We start from the raw sequence: 15,599 nt of genomic DNA, 5'->3' as shown, positions 1-15,599 counted from the left end.
CAGTATTTATTGTACACGTATTCACGTTATTTCACCATCTTTTTATCCCCTACACATATGACAAAAGGAGCAGCAGTACGCTTCTGCTAGCTCCTTTAGGCTTTGTTGCTCTGTATTGTAGAAGTCAAGGAAAAAATAAAAAATGAATCAAAATTGCCGCTGCACCAATAACCATAGCAGTTACCCCTGCTGAACGACTTCCTTGATAAATGGACATAAAACCGAGTGCGATGCTGGTTAAGCCTAAAATGTATGGAAACATGAAGATCGAAGCGATCGCAAAGCCGATCGCAGTGTATCCCAGTCCACTTGGCACATCAACTTCCCGCTTCTCGTCAGCAGTACTATATTGGTGTGCTTCATTTCCCATAAGCTCATAAGCGCTCTCGATATGGTACTCTCGCTGATCTTGCATTTGGTTCCGGTTGCGATTCCTTTTCAAACGACGATCATGCTTTTTATGAGACATAGTCAGGCTCCCCTTTTCAATTAGGAAGGTTTAGGCTGGAACGTCAGACAGCAAGTCACTGAAGACTCTGAGGCATGGTCTTGATGCAATACACCTAATTCGTCTGCATACTCCTCTTTGGAGCTCTTATGACTATGCGCATCAATATCAATCTGAATGGAATCAGCCCTACACATATTCCCATCACCCCAGAACGTACAGTTAGCTACCGTACATCGAACCATCGGTTGAATTGACATGTAACTACACCTCCACTAACAGGTTGTCCGTCACGAAAGGGGCATACTCACCTAACAAGTTGGTAGTTGTTATCGCGCATAAAAAAAGAACGTGCCGAGACAGAAAGTTCGGACGTCCTTGGTTATATCTATATTATTTATTGCTTTGCATTTTACGCTGTGTCAAATAATCATTCTCATAATAAGCCAGCTCATCACGCAGTTCTTCGAACATTTTCGTAATATTCAAAATAATATCACTCGCTACACGAATCGGCTTCTTACGGAATCGAATCGCCTCTTGCCCAGTATATGCATAACGACCATCTTCCGAGTAGCATTCATTTTTAGGATAAAAGAATGCATTCACGACATGGTGATATACCTCATACAAGGAGCGTTCTGCAAAGTTCACATCAAAGTTCGCTCGACGAAGGGTAACACCTAGCTTCTCATAGCTTACTTCTGAGAACACGAGCAAATGGCGTAGATCAGACAAAAATCCTTTGTAAAAACTAACGATTTCCTCATCTTGCTCGCTGCCTACCAGCTCCTGCAAACTGTACGTATTTAAAAATGGCTCCACTTGATCGATAACGGACTTCAGCTTCTCTCTAGACGCTTCACACAGCTGCTTAACATTAGCTGGCATGGAATGCTCCCCCTTAACTTGGCCCTATCGCTTAGACGATGTTAGGTACTATTTATAATGAAACCAGACTACCCACATCCTACCACATTCCAAGCGGAAAAGGTACACCTTTCCACCTATTTAGGCAAGAAGAATAAAAAGACCCAACAACTCTCAAGCTATGACAGATGCATCAACATCAGCGGACGACTTGAATTAGTTTATGGAGGGATTACCATGCGTCGTGGCACAGCGATCGGCTTGTCTCTATTAGGAGCAACCATTGTCGTCGTTCCTTTACTATGGAACATGTCTGGCAATCAGCAGCCAGCCCGATATCAATCTGCTTCTCAAGAGAAGCATTATAAGCTCAACACCGTACATCAAGATATGAAAGTTACAGAGCGATTGTTGTCAACAGATACGAAACAAGCCATGAACCGAGCACTTAACCAATGGCCGTCCAAAGACCAAAATCATATAAAAATGAAAATGGATCGCTTCCGAGAAAAATACCCACACTTCGTTTATACAAGTTGGGTTAATCAATCGGCTGGAGCTCATGTTCGCAGCGGCTCTATACCTGAAACAAGCCAACATGATGGCAAATCAACGAAAGAACAGATTGCAAGCTACGTACGCAGAGCAGAAACATCTGTTACGAACAAACAACCGTATCGCTCGCCTGAAATCAGGCTCAATGGCAAACAATATGTTGTGGAAGGCTACCCAAGTCCTGCAACAAACGGCGGCATCGTTACCGTTGTTAGCCAACAGGTTGTTTATCAGGTGCATAATCATCAGCAGCGTAATCTGCGCGTAGTCCCTTATCCTCCTGAGCATAAATATCGGGTCAAATCTGTAGATACGAATACGAAAAAAGATGTGACAGTCGCAGATGGAGAAGACAACCAGGGCACAAGCCACTATTATACAGATGAAATCGTCGTGCGCTTCCGACAACAACCAACAGAGCAGCAACTGAAGCGCATACGCGATGATATACGTGCTACAGCCGTGAAAAAAGTAGGCAACGCCTATGTCTTCCAATCCAAATGGATGGAAACAGAGCGCCTGCAGCAATACTTTGCTTCTTATAACCCGATCTATGTGGAGCCACATTACTTATATTTGACGAATGATCTGAAACGAAGTGATGGGACACCGACAAGCCTACATGCAGCACCATTACGTGATCGTTTTGGAAGAGACAACCGACTTAATCAAGCTCCCAGAGCAAATAACACGACAAATGACGAACCAAATGACGTGCTATATCGTCCTTATCAGTGGAATTTGCCATTAATTAAGACAAACAATGGCTGGTCCCTAACAAAAGGGCGCGAAGATGTTATCGTTGCTGTCGTTGATACTGGCGTGGACCTGAAGCATAGTGATTTGAAAGACAAGCTACTTCCTGGCTACAATGCGATTAATCGCAATGCACAGCCGCAAGATGATGTAGGACATGGCAGTCATGTGGCAGGTATTATTGGAGCCTCTGTGAATAATGAGGAAGGTATAGCAGGTATGACATGGTACAATAAAATACTGCCGGTGAAAGTACTGGATAGCTCAGGCTCTGGCACATCGTACTCAGTAGCCGAAGGAATTATTTGGGCAACCGATAATGGGGCAAAAGTAATCAACCTTAGTCTTGGCAATTATGTAGATGGAGCATTGCTGCATGATGCTGTGCGCTACGCTCATGAAAGAGATGTTGTCCTTATCGCAGCAACAGGTAATGATAATACGAGTCAGCCAGGCTATCCTGCAGCTTATCCTGAAGTGTTCGCTGTGTCCGCAACGGATTCCAACACTGGGAAAGCATCGTATTCCAACTATGGCAACTATGTAGATGTCGTAGCACCTGGTACATCTATTGCTAGCACATACACGAATAATCAATATGCTGCTTTGTCAGGAACATCGATGGCTAGCCCCCATGTAGCTGCATTGGCTGCCTTGATACGCTCCGTTAATCCTAGCTTGAAAAATACCGAGGTCTATGACATTATGCGCCAAACGGTGAACGACTTAGGTACAAAAGGAAAGGATAATTACTACGGCCACGGGCAAATTGATGTAGAACGCGCACTTCACCTTGCAACGCAAAGTACGCACTCCTTGTCGTTGTATCCTCAAAATGTACAACGTGAATTGAAGCGAGTTGCTGCTGAGTTTGATCGTTAGTGGTTACTGCAGGAGTGGAACTCCTGCATGAGAACTTGCAGCATACACAGATCATCTTATTACTGATTATTTCCAACGGAATGACTGCTTAACATCGCTAATATACGCAGGGAGCTGTCCAATAGGTTCCAAAGAATAGAAAGGTTGGGCGAGAAAACGTAAGGTTTTCCGTCCAGCTTTTTTGTTCTTTACTTTTACCCCTTCCCAGATCGTATTTAAGTGCAACTGATGGTTTCCCTCAGGCTTGGTGCAACTTGCCTTACCCCTATCATCTTCTTCCGACTTTCAAAAAGAAAAGGTAATTTATAGCTTGCTTCAATTATATTGTGGTGAACCGCAATATTTTTACGGTGATTACTAAATTGTTTTTCGTATCCAAAAAAGGAGGATTTTATTTATAATGAATTACAATATTTCAAAGAGGTTCTATTATGAAAAAAAGTTTATTATCTATAGTACTAGCAGGCTCATTATTATCAACTACCTTCTTTATTTCATCTCCTGTAAATGCAAGTATTGGATGCAATTCGCATCCTGATTTGATTACACCATTTTGCTCTAATACTGCACCAGACATAACTGCTAGTTTTACAAATATATTAAAAGAAAATGCAAGACTGGCTAGATCAGAATACAGAAAAAGTATAGCAATGGGAATAGGTTCATTAACCTATATGTATGGATGGTGGTACAATAAGGTGAAAATTGGCGGACCATGGTATTATAAACTATTATATGGCACCCAAACTAAATATACTTTTAGAGGACAAGTAGTAACAGGAGAATATCTAGGTAATTTACATTATGGGTATGTTGGTAAAGCAGCTAGATTTACTGAAACTGAACTACTAGCAGGTGGAGGCTTTGCTGCGTTTGTAGCAGGTACCCAAGATTGGAATAATATAAGTGGCTTTTTTGATGGAGCAGAGGATACAAAAGCGATTAAAGATGGCTTTGCTCTCTACGACAGTGGCTACTAGGAAATAGAGTGATACTTGTGAAAAAAGTAAACTGGAAATGGATTATTGGGCTTGGTTTCATTATCACCCTCGCTCTTTACGTTTATTTGAAGTCATTCACTTTGTTGTTATTACCAGAAGGTGATTTAATCCAGTCTGTTGAATCTCCAGATCGTTCTCGCACGTTTCATGCTTATCTAGTAAATGCAGGTGGCGCAACGGGTGGTTTTGCAATTAGAGGCGAAGTTGAGGATCGTAAAAATGGAAAAAGAAAGACAATTTACTGGAAATATAAAATAGAAACGGCGACGATTGATTGGCTTGATAACTTAAACGTTAAAATTAATGGTATGAAGTTGAATGTTAAAACAGATAAATATGATTATAGAAAGCATCAATAATTAGAATGTGTTATTCAGTTTTGATCAACAGCAGTCTTTGATTACTCATAAAAACCTCATTTTAACATATAACAAAAACGGGGCGTCCAGCAGTCAGTTTTAACTGATTTTCTGGACAGCCCCTGTTTTTTATGTGTTTCATATAAATATAGCTTCCTAATAAATGTGTTGTGCGATGGAAAGCTTGCCATAAGCCGGGTTCTGTACTGATCGTGGTATTACGGGAACAACCCTTCCACTACGAAGTGACAATCATCTATCTAGGCTGCCTATTACTAAGCAGCTCCAGCGACCAACCCAGACGCACCTCAGGCTAAGGTTAGCCCTTTGCAGGGCTTGCGTCCCATTAGGTCTTGCTCCAGATGGGGTTTACCAGGAACGAAGTCACCAGCGTTCCTCGTGGTCTCTTACACCACGGTTCCACCCTTACCTGTGCCGCATAAGCGGCCATCGGCGGTCCATTTCTGTGGCACTATCCTTCAACTCGCGCTGACTGGACGTTATCCAGCATCCTGCCTTGTGGAGCCCGGACTTTCCTCTCGTGGTTAAACACCACCAGCGATTGTCTGTCAAACTTTCCGACAACATTCGTAAGTATACTAGCTTCTCGCAAGAAACTCAACACTCAACTTTTACATAAAATGAAAAGGTTCGGTATGAACGCCCGAAGCATGGAACTTTGTCTTCGAACCATTCTGCTCTGCAAGCTGCTGTAAACGAGCCGTTACATCTGGAATAAACATCTTTTCCGCATGATGACCAGGGTCGATTATACATAGACCAGCAGCTAACGCATCCTGTGCCGTATGGAAATCTACATCCCCCGTAACGAGCACATCTGCACCATGGAAAAGTGCATGCTTCACATATCTAGACCCTGAGCCGCCAAGTACAGCTACTTTGCGAATTTCACGATCCATCGGTCCTACGACACGTACAAATGGAACTTGATAGCGCGATTTAACCTGCTCCGCCAAATCAGATAGGCTCATCGCCTCTTTCAATTTCCCTACTCGTCCAAGGCCATGTGGCTTTCCTTCTAATTGTAGTGGGTACATATCGTATGCTACCTCTTCATACGGATGAGCCTTAAGCATCGTACGAAGAACGCGGCTCTTTATAGAACGAGGCACTACGGTTTCCAAACGCACTTCCTCTACCTCTTCCATTTTACCTGTAGACCCGATATAAGGATTCGTACCTTCCAATGGCTTAAATGAACCCGTTCCTTCGCTATAGAAGCTGCAATGGCTGTATTCGCCGATCCAACCTGCACCAACGTCTAGAATGGCTTGTCTAACCGATTCCAAATGCGTTTTGGGAACGAATACGACGAGCTTTTCCAAACGATCCTCATGCACCTTTTCCAGCACTTTAAGCTGCTCCAGATCAAGAGCTTGTGCCATCAGATCGTTCATGCCGCCATCGACAATATCATAGTTCGTATGGCTAATGTAAACTGCGATATCATGTTTGATTAGCTTTTCATACAAGCGACCAGCAGGTGTGTCCGTTTGCAAATCTTTAAGAGGTCGGAAAATAATCGCATGATGCGCAATAATAAGCCCTGCATTCAAACGTATCGCTTCATCGACTACCGCTTCCGTCACATCAAGCGAGATAAGCACATTTTCTACTTCCTTACGCAGCGTTCCCAATTGCAATCCAATGCGATCATCAGGTACAGCGAAAGATTTGGGAGCAAGCTGCTCGATCCACTGTGCTATTGTCTGCCCTTTTGCCAACACGCGATCAACTCCTCCAATTCTGATTTGTAGGCGACAAACTGTTCTCTACGTTCAGCTGTCTCTTCGGCATCAGATTTTGCCATCGTATTCAGAATTCGCTCTTGCTTATTTACTTCGTGCTGCCACTTCTCAATAAATACATCGCTAACTTCTTGAGACAAATAAGGCCCTAGCTTAAGCAGCCATTGCTCATCAAGAACGAAGCCACAAGCCAATTGCCTGGATGCATACATTGACTTGTCTGCTTGTACGAATTCATCCGCTTGCCAACCCTCAATCGGTCTCTCCGCCAGCAGCACTTCGTAAATCTTGCCGTCTTCCTCAAGTATGTGTTCTGCTTTTAGCAGCCACTTCTCTTCACGAAGCCACTGTCTAACTAGGTCTTCACCAACATTCGGTTGCAGCACGAGACGCTGAACACCTGATAACTTATCTACACCTGCTTGCAAAATGGAGACGATCAATCCGCCACCCATTCCTGCTATCGTAATACAATCGACTTCGTCTGCCTGAACAACGGCCAATCCGTCACCTCGGCGCACTTCAATAATAGACTCTAGACGCGCGCCTTTCACTTGCCGTACTGCGGCATCAAAAGGGCCTGGATTCACTTCACCAGCAATGGCTTTAACGATGTGCTTTTCTTTAGCCAAATAAGTTGGCAGCAAGGCATGATCAGAGCCTATATCAGCAAGACGACTATTTTTGGGAACCCAGTCAGCAATTTGCTGGAGTCTTTTGGATAACTTGATGATCACGTGTTTATTTCACCCACTGTACTTTTATTCATGTCGAAATCATCTTACCGCACATTTGCATTTGAGAATTAAAAAAGGTAAAATAATCCCCAACAGCATAAATGAAGGAAGATTTGAAAAATAAAGTTAGTTTCTATGTTAATGTAAGTACTGTGAAGTACCAGAATATGATATCTAAACGCGATCAATGCTATCTTGATGCGAACCTTCAATCTTTCTGTGCTTTAACATAGCCAATATGGAAGAAAAGACCTTACTGAGCGCTGCAGAGCGCAACAGAAGGTCTATACATCCTGTGTCTATTCTAAGAAATCTTTCAAGCGTTTGCTGCGGCTTGGATGACGAAGCTTGCGTAATGCTTTAGCTTCGATCTGACGAATACGTTCACGAGTAACGCCGAATACTTTACCGACTTCCTCAAGTGTACGTGTACGTCCATCATCGAGCCCGAAACGTAATCGAAGTACATTCTCTTCACGTTCTGTTAACGTATCGAGAACATCTTCTAACTGTTCCTTCAACAATTCATATGCTGCTGCATCTGCTGGTGCCAACGCTTCTTGGTCCTCAATGAAGTCGCCCAAGTGCGAATCGTCTTCTTCCCCGATTGGAGTCTCCAACGATACAGGTTCCTGTGCAATCTTCATGATCTCGCGTACTTTTTCCACACTGAGTTCCATCTCAGCAGCAATTTCTTCTGGTGTCGGTTCACGCCCTAGCTCTTGCAAGAGCTGACGGGAGACACGGATCAGCTTATTGATCGTCTCTACCATGTGAACCGGAATTCGGATTGTACGCGCTTGGTCTGCGATTGCTCTTGTTATCGCTTGACGGATCCACCATGTCGCATACGTACTGAATTTGAAGCCTTTATCGTGATCGAATTTCTCAACTGCTTTGATAAGACCCATGTTGCCTTCTTGAATAAGATCCAAGAATAGCATACCACGGCCGACATAGCGTTTCGCAATGCTGACAACGAGACGCAAATTCGCCTCTGCAAGGCGCTTCTTAGCTTCCTCGTCACCTAGATCAATGCGCTTCGCCAAGTCAATCTCATCCTCAGCAGAGAGAAGAGGAACACGGCCTATTTCTTTGAGATACATACGAACAGGGTCGTTAATCTTTATTCCTGGAGGTAGAGACAAGTCATCTTCATAATGGAAGTCGTCTTGCTCCTCATCGCGCTCTCCTCTTGGTCGACCGCCCATTTCATCGTCGTTCTCATTAATTTCAATTCCAAGGTCACTCAACTGCTCATAGAACTCGTCCATTTGATCAGAATCTTGATCAAAATTGGCCAACTTCTCGGTAATTTCTTTGTATGTGAGCGCCCCCCGCTTTTTGCCGAGTTCAATCAACTGATCCTTCACTTGGTCCAAAGCAGCTTCGGCTTCAAGTCCAGTATGTTGATCTTTCGCCATGTTCCGACTCCCTCCTCCCTAGATATCGCTCTCCTGTTGCTATCGCTTCAGTTGTTGCTCTAGGGTCACTTTTTCTTTACCAATCTGTGCAGCACGCATCCAATCGCCCGCACGCTCGGCTTGGATCATTTCCTCATGTAAACGTTCAATCTCGCGTTGGAGAGGAACCTTTTGTATAATGGAAATATAATCATCCAACACACTATGATCATAACGCAGTGGCACTTCCGACAAGGATATCGAGGCCGCAACCTGCTCTAACCGATCGTCATGCAGCGCTGCGAGAAAGCGGCTAAAGTCCGGTTCTTTCCCTTGCGCATAGTAAGCATATAGATAAGCGGCTAAAGCCGCATGATCATCCGTATTAAATCCTTCACCAAGATGCTGTTCAACATAATCAGCTACTTCTACATCTTGAAACATAAGTCCGAGTAAAGTACGCTCGGCATAGACATACGCTGGTAATAATGCTGGAGGAGCCATACTTCTCTTATCATTTCTAACATTATTCCACCAATCGTCCGAATTATCCCCTCGGCCTCCTGGCAACAGCTTCTGCCTTAGATCGAAGCACTCTTGCTTAAGACTCTCAATAGTTACTCCAATCTGCTTGGATAGTTCCGCTAGATGCATCTCACGCTCAGTCGGTGATTCGATTGGCGCAATCAGCTTCAATGCCTCTTTTAAGTATCTGCGCTTACCATCATCTTCTAGCAGTATATGATCACCGCGTAAAGATAGTAGCTGAAACTTAACAGGCGACACTGCTGCAGACAAGATGGCGTGTCTGAATCGCTCTGCTCCATTGGCTCGAATATAATCATCCGGGTCCATATTGTTAGGAAGCATCGCTACAGATACATCCAATCCCTCTTGCTCCAGCAATGGGATTGCTTTGCTTGCAGCTGCTCGTCCCGCATTATCTCCGTCATAACAGATAATAACGCGTTCGACCATCCGTTTCATAAGCTTGACATGTTCTGAAGTAAGAGCGGTTCCCATCGTAGCTATACCATTGAATACTTCAGCATCCCAGGACTGAATGACGTCCGCATAGCCTTCGAACAAAACAAGCTGTCCTGTACGCTTCATATGTGGTCGTGCCAAATGCTGATTGTAGATGAGCTTAGACTTGTTAAATAGCAATGTTTCAGGTGAATTTAAATATTTGGGTTGTCCCTCTCCCAATATTCGACCTCCGAAGCCAATAACCTTCCCATTTCGATCCCATATTGGAAACATAATTCGATCCCGGAAGCGATCGACATAGCCTGATTGCTGATGCTTCGCAGATAATAGTCCCGCCTGCTCCATTGCTTCTAGCGAGAAGCCGCGCTTCTCCAGCAATTGTACAAGCGTATCCCATTGTGTTGGTGCATAGCCAATCTGAAACTGCTCAATCAGCTTATCGTTGATACCTCGATCTCGCAGATAACTTAGGGCTTCTTGACCATGAGCCGTATTCATCAAAATATAATGATACAGCTTAGCGGCAAGCTCGTGAGCTTCAATCATCTTGTCCTTCAGCTCGCTTTGCGGGCTGCGTTCAAAGGAAATATCCCCCCATTGAAAGTTCAAGTTCGCTTGTTCAGCTAACTGTTTGACCGCTTCTGGAAAGGTAAACCCTTCGACTCCCATAAGGAACTTAATCACGGTGCCGCCAGCATTGCAACCATAACAATGGTATATCTGTCTGTCAGGCGTAACGGTGAAAGACGGGGTCTTCTCCGAGTGAAAAGGACAAAGTCCTTTTAAATATTTACCATGTTTCGAAAGATGAACGTATTTGGAGACAACGTCCACAATATCATTTCGAGTGAGCACTTCATCAATAAAGTGCTCAGGGATTGGTCCATTTCCATTCACCATATTATCACCTTCATAGAAACACGTAATACTAATTCGCTAGAGGGAGTGGTTCTCCTGCTGCCTGAGCAAAACTTTTGTCAGTTCATGTTGGAATTTCTCTCGATCCTCGAGCGTCATTGCTTTTGGTCCCTTCGTACGCTGGCCTGCTCGCCGTGCCTTAGCAGAAAAATGGCGTTGTTCAAGCAGTTCATCCACATTGCCAATATGTAACTCTTTTCCTCGAGGCGTCAATACGTTGCATCCCCGGGGCAAACATAGCGCGGCCAATCCATAGTCATTCGTCACGACTATGTCACCTGACCGCGCTTCGTTTGCAATATACATATCTGCTGCTTGAAAGCCTTGATCCACATAAATACTGCGGACATAACTGGATGATAGTGAGTTATTCTGATATGCGGCGTAAGAAGCTATAAATAAAGCGTGAACGTGATACTGTTCAGCAATCGTCATAATTTCGACTTTTACTGGACAAGCATCCGCATCGACAATAATGCGATGTAAGGACATCCTTTTCTCCATGCTTAATCCGCCTGCTAGTCATAATTGGGATACAAATAATTGCAAGTTGTTAAGGACACAACTGTGCAACGAATCAGTATCGTCTATATTATATACGCTGCCAACATGAAAAATCCTGCTTGTAAGAAGTGAACTCTATAAATTTTTGTAGAATTTTGTCGAACAAGCAGAAAAAAGTGCGGAATGAGCTGAACATTAGCCTGTTCTGCACATTCCGCATTCTGCAATCAGGTTTACTTTAGACAGACGCCCACACTAACTTAGAGAAATCAGCATAGCGATAAAGATCATTCGCAATCAGCTTCAACAGAGCTAGACGATTATTTTTCACTGCCTCATCCTTGGCCATAACCATGACATCGTCAAAGAATGCAGTAATCGGCTGCTCCAGCTTGCCAAGCTCGATTAGAACTTGTTCAGGCTGTTGAATCGAACGCTCGATCTGCTCATGTGCCAATTTCCAGCTTACATACAGCTCACGTTCTTGATCTTGCTCAAACAGCTCTTCTTTCACATCTGCATGCTCAGCCTTAGCTGCTAAGTTAGCAACACGATTGAAGGATTCTACTGTTGTCTTGAACGCCTCCTGCTGAACAGCATTCATCAAGGACTTACCGCGTGCAATCGTAAGCTTCACATCATCGTAACCAGCTGCCAGCACAGCGTCTACTACGTCATAGCGAACTTCCTCGGACAATACATTTTTGACACGTAGACCAAAGAAGTCATATAAATCATTACGTACGTCAACGCGATTACGTTTCAATAATTGTGCTTGTTCCTGCACATCCAGTGCAACATCGAACAATTGTGACAAAGTAAGCGGTACATTTTGTTCCACAATCATTTGTACGATACCTGTAGCTTGACGGCGCAATGCATATGGGTCTTGGGAACCAGTCGGAATAATACCAATTGCAAAGCAGCCCACCAACGTATCCATTTTATCTGCCAAGCTTACAAGCTGACCGACAAGTGAAGCCGGTGCTGTATCACCAGCGAAACGAGGCTTATAGTGCTCGTTAATCGCACGTGCCACCTCAGCATCTTCATTCAATTTCAACGCGTAGTCCTCACCCATTTGACCTTGCAGCTCAGGGAATTCGTATACCATTTGCGTAACCAAATCGAATTTACAGATATCGGCTGCACGGCTTACTTGCACAGTTACCTGATCATCAGCCTTAACGACTGCTGCCAATTTATCCGCAATCGCACGAATACGACGTACTTTGTCTCCAAGCGTACCCAACTCTTCGTGGAACACGATAGAATCGAGTTTCTTCACGCAATCTTCAATGCGAAGCTTTTGATCTTCCTGATAGAAGAATTTCGCGTCGGACAGACGAGCGCGAAGAACTTTTTCATTGCCTTTTGCAACAATATCAAGACCTTTATCATCACCATTGCGTACTGTGACGAAATAAGGCAGCAATTGATTTTGTGCATCAAGTACAGGGAAGTAGCGCTGGTGCTCTCGCATCGAAGTAATGAGTACGTCTTGTGGTATATGAAGGAATGACTCATCAAATGTACCGAACAACGCAGTCGGATATTCAACAAGGAACAATACCTCTTCCAACAAGTCTTCCTTAATAGAAATATTCCATTGCTTCTCAGCAGCTAGCTTCTCCAACTGGCTGACGATAAGTGCTTTACGCTCTTCTATATCAACGATAACGTGCTGTTCACGAAGACGCTCTACGTATTGTTCAGCACTTGTAATGACAGTCTCTTCACCTAAGAAGCGATGTCCGCGTGATACATTACCTGCTTGAACGCCGGTAAATTCGATAGGAATGATGTCACTGCCAAATAACGCGACAACCCAACGAATTGGGCGAACGAAGCGCATTTCATAGCCGCCCCATCTCATGTTTTTAGGGAACGTCATCGCGTGAACAATGCTTGTTAAGCCTTCTGCCAACACATCAGCCGTATCCGTACCAATGCTGCTTTTGTTTGCGTAAATGTATTCAACACCATTCAACTCTTTGAAGAACAGCTGCTCAGGATCTACGCCTTGAGAGCGAGCAAAACCAAGTGTAGCCTTAGACCATTGCCCTTGATCATCTACAGCAATCTTACGAGCAGGTCCTTTCACTTCCTCATGCACATCTGTCTGCTTGTCAGCTGCATGTTGTACAACGATAGCAAGACGACGTGGAGTTGCATATGCTTTGACGCCTTCATGGGCAATACGAGATTGCTCCAACCAACGCTCCACACGCTCTTGCAACTGCTCAATAGCACCACGTACGAAACGCGCCGGCACTTCTTCAAGTCCTAGTTCTAGGAGCAAATGTTTAGGCATCTTGGTTCTCTCCCTTCTTCAACAACGGGAAGCCAAGCTTCTCGCGCTCTTCATAGTAAGTAGCTGCTACTTGGCGAGCCAAGTTGCGTACACGTGTAATAAATCCTGTACGCTCTGTTACACTGATTGCACCACGTGCGTCCAACAAGTTGAACGTATGCGAGCATTTCAGCACATAATCATACGCTGGGAATACCAAATGCTCATCCATCGCACGCTTCGCTTCTTGCTCATACGTGTTGAACAAATTGAACAACATCGCTGTGTCACTAACTTCAAATGTATATTTAGAGTGCTCGAATTCAGGCTGTAGGAATACATCACCGTAAGTAATGCCCTCTACCCATTCCAGATCGAATACATTTTCTTTTTCTTGAATATAAGATGCTAGACGCTCTAGTCCGTATGTGATCTCTACTGCTACTGGATTCGCATCGATTCCACCTACTTGTTGGAAGTAAGTGAACTGTGTAATCTCCATGCCGTCAAGCCATACTTCCCAGCCTAGTCCCCATGCACCTAGTGTCGGCGATTCCCAGTTATCCTCTACAAAGCGGATATCATGTGCCAAAGGATCAATGCCAAGCTGTTGCAAGCTTTCCAAGTACAATTCTTGAATGTTGTCTGGTGAAGGCTTCATAATAACTTGGAATTGATGGTGCTGATAAAGACGGTTCGGATTCTCACCATAACGACCGTCTCCTGGTCGACGAGAAGGCTCTACATAAGCAACATTCCAAGGCTCGGGCCCAATAGAACGAAGGAATGTCATTGGGTTCATCGTACCGGCACCCTTTTCGACATCATACGGCTGCACGATGATACAGTTTTGCTTTGCCCAGAAATTTTGCAAAGTCAAAATGATTTGTTGAAAATTCATGCGACTGTTCACTCCTTACACGAATAGTTTCAGCTCTGACGTTATGAGCACGAGTGTGAGTATACAAAAAAACTCCCGCCCCTACGTCTGCTGCCAGACATAGGGACGAGAGTTGTATCCCGCGGTTCCACCCTACTTGATAATCGCGATTCCAACGTGACTCCATCAATTCGCAATTATCCACTTTGAGTTATCCATGCTCCGAAGTGCCGTTTCATTCGTCCATTCGCTCAGGCTTCCACCATCCCTGAATCGCTATTATCGAATTGAGGATCGAACTACTTACTTCATCACTGCATGTTATTAAATTGATTAATAAATTATATCATATCGAATGACTCAACTTTAGTCAAGCAATGCAGTGGAAGGACAACTTAGATTATCATTCACTGTTTTCCCCTTGCTCCTCCACTGCTTTATCAACAGATGGAAGTGGAGCAAGATCATACTTCTCCATCTGTTCAAGGAATTGCAGCGATTTACAACGAACCCCTATGTGAGTATCCATATAACCACGCATGCAGTCTCGAAGCTGAAGTTTCGTTTCTTGTTTGAGCGTAATATCACCCAGTCTTCGTAAATCCGTCTTAATAAAGACTTGCATGAGCTTCAGTATGTTGCCTGAACAAATGTAACGGCTATGTTCACGAGGTCGACATCGCGAGCAAATCGCTCCTCCAAGCCTCCATCCAAACCCCGTTAACTCATCAGTTCTACCACAGACCACGCAACTGTCTACAGACGGGGCAACCCCTACAGCTTGGCACAGCTTCATTTCAAATATATGCGTCGTTACCTGCGCATCTTTGCCTGCTCGAATCGCTCGCATATAGGCAAGCAATTGATCAAACATCGCGCCCCCGGCTTCTTCATCTTGCAATCCACGATCAACAAGCTCCACCACGTACGACGCGTACGCCGCCAGATGGAGCTGTTCTCGTAGCCTATGATTCGGTTCCGTAATTTCGCATGCGTTCAAAGTGCCAATCGAGCCCATACCGCGAAAAAATACATACTCACCAAACGTAAACAATTGTGTGGCTGCACCATGGCGGCTGCGTACTTTTTTGGCCCCGCGAACGAGCACGCCTACTTTGCCGTGAGACTTCGTACACAGCGTTATAATCTTGTTGCCTTCCCCATAATCCATACTGCGGATGACAATACCTTCTATGCGATATAACACCTTGTCCCTCCCATGTGACAAGCGATC

The 15,599-nt window shown here is 44.3% G+C and carries 14 protein-coding genes and 1 other RNA gene; 3 read left to right on the top strand and 12 right to left on the bottom strand.

Features of this window, described 5'->3' with window-relative positions; translation table 11 throughout:
* Window positions 1-124 precede the first annotated feature (124 nt).
* The 3 genes from IFO66_RS00285 to IFO66_RS00275 all read right to left on the bottom strand — a co-directional run bounded on the left by IFO66_RS00285 (window position 125) and on the right by IFO66_RS00275 (window position 1,339).
* Window positions 125-469, bottom strand: coding sequence for a hypothetical protein (locus IFO66_RS00285; RefSeq protein WP_192023180.1), 345 nt, complete (start codon window positions 467-469; stop codon window positions 125-127).
* Between the two features lie 20 nt (window positions 470-489).
* A complete protein-coding gene (locus IFO66_RS00280) occupies window positions 490-708 on the bottom strand; it encodes a DUF1540 domain-containing protein (RefSeq protein ID WP_192023179.1) in 219 nt (72 codons plus the stop codon).
* Window positions 709-841: 133 nt separating this feature from the next.
* Window positions 842-1,339, bottom strand: coding sequence for a DUF3907 family protein (locus IFO66_RS00275; RefSeq protein ID WP_192023178.1), 498 nt, complete (start codon window positions 1,337-1,339; stop codon window positions 842-844).
* Window positions 1,340-1,555: 216 nt separating this feature from the next.
* Here IFO66_RS00275 and IFO66_RS00270 point away from each other — a divergent pair, with 216 nt between their 5' ends.
* The 3 genes from IFO66_RS00270 (at window position 1,556) to IFO66_RS00260 (ending at window position 4,871) form a co-directional block, all read left to right on the top strand.
* Window positions 1,556-3,511 carry a S8 family peptidase gene (locus IFO66_RS00270; RefSeq protein WP_192023177.1) on the top strand — a complete coding sequence of 652 codons (1,956 nt, stop codon included), beginning with the start codon at window positions 1,556-1,558 and terminating at the stop codon, window positions 3,509-3,511.
* A 431-nt stretch (window positions 3,512-3,942) separates the two neighbouring features.
* A complete protein-coding gene (locus IFO66_RS00265; RefSeq protein ID WP_192023176.1) occupies window positions 3,943-4,491 on the top strand; it encodes a polymorphic toxin type 44 domain-containing protein in 549 nt (182 codons plus the stop codon).
* Between the two features lie 17 nt (window positions 4,492-4,508).
* A complete protein-coding gene (locus IFO66_RS00260) occupies window positions 4,509-4,871 on the top strand; it encodes a DUF5412 family protein (RefSeq protein WP_192023175.1) in 363 nt (120 codons plus the stop codon).
* Between the two features lie 175 nt (window positions 4,872-5,046).
* Here the strand turns inward: IFO66_RS00260 and rnpB are convergent.
* The 9 genes from rnpB to recO form a co-directional block, all read right to left on the bottom strand.
* Window positions 5,047-5,449: RNase P RNA component class A (gene rnpB / locus IFO66_RS00255), an RNA gene on the bottom strand.
* 54 nt (window positions 5,450-5,503) lie between these two features.
* On the bottom strand, window positions 5,504-6,619 hold the full coding sequence (locus IFO66_RS00250) for a Nif3-like dinuclear metal center hexameric protein (RefSeq protein WP_192023174.1): 1,116 nt from the start codon (window positions 6,617-6,619) through the stop codon (window positions 5,504-5,506).
* Complete coding sequence (locus IFO66_RS00245; RefSeq protein WP_192023173.1) at window positions 6,595-7,377, bottom strand: tRNA (adenine(22)-N(1))-methyltransferase TrmK; 783 nt, start codon at window positions 7,375-7,377, stop codon at window positions 6,595-6,597. Before IFO66_RS00245 ends, IFO66_RS00250 begins: the two co-directional genes overlap by 25 nt.
* 299 nt (window positions 7,378-7,676) lie before the next feature.
* Window positions 7,677-8,801 (bottom strand): RNA polymerase sigma factor RpoD, encoded by a 1,125-nt coding sequence (gene rpoD, locus IFO66_RS00240; RefSeq protein ID WP_028595855.1) that lies wholly within the window; start codon window positions 8,799-8,801, stop codon window positions 7,677-7,679.
* Between the two features lie 39 nt (window positions 8,802-8,840).
* Complete coding sequence (gene dnaG, locus IFO66_RS00235) at window positions 8,841-10,670, bottom strand: DNA primase (RefSeq protein WP_192023172.1); 1,830 nt, start codon at window positions 10,668-10,670, stop codon at window positions 8,841-8,843.
* A gap of 36 nt (window positions 10,671-10,706) precedes the next feature.
* Window positions 10,707-11,192 carry a YaiI/YqxD family protein gene (locus tag IFO66_RS00230; RefSeq protein WP_192023171.1) on the bottom strand — a complete coding sequence of 162 codons (486 nt, stop codon included), beginning with the start codon at window positions 11,190-11,192 and terminating at the stop codon, window positions 10,707-10,709.
* 238 nt (window positions 11,193-11,430) lie between these two features.
* Window positions 11,431-13,506, bottom strand: a complete 2,076-nt coding sequence (glyS, locus tag IFO66_RS00225) for a glycine--tRNA ligase subunit beta (protein WP_192023170.1) — start codon at window positions 13,504-13,506, stop codon at window positions 11,431-11,433.
* Window positions 13,499-14,386 (bottom strand): glycine--tRNA ligase subunit alpha, encoded by an 888-nt coding sequence (glyQ, locus tag IFO66_RS00220; RefSeq protein ID WP_192023169.1) that lies wholly within the window; start codon window positions 14,384-14,386, stop codon window positions 13,499-13,501. The genes glyS and glyQ overlap by 8 nt, the downstream gene beginning before the upstream one ends.
* Before the next feature lie 382 nt (window positions 14,387-14,768).
* Window positions 14,769-15,572: a DNA repair protein RecO gene (recO, locus tag IFO66_RS00215; RefSeq protein WP_192023168.1), complete on the bottom strand. Its 804-nt coding sequence runs from the start codon at window positions 15,570-15,572 to the stop codon at window positions 14,769-14,771.
* Window positions 15,573-15,599: the final 27 nt, after the last annotated feature.

Source organism: Paenibacillus arenosi (assembly GCF_014841135.1).
GTDB lineage: Bacteria > Bacillota > Bacilli > Paenibacillales > Paenibacillaceae > Paenibacillus_B > Paenibacillus_B arenosi.
Note: the sequence above shows the minus strand (reverse complement) of the source record. Positions and strands in the feature narration are given on the sequence as shown.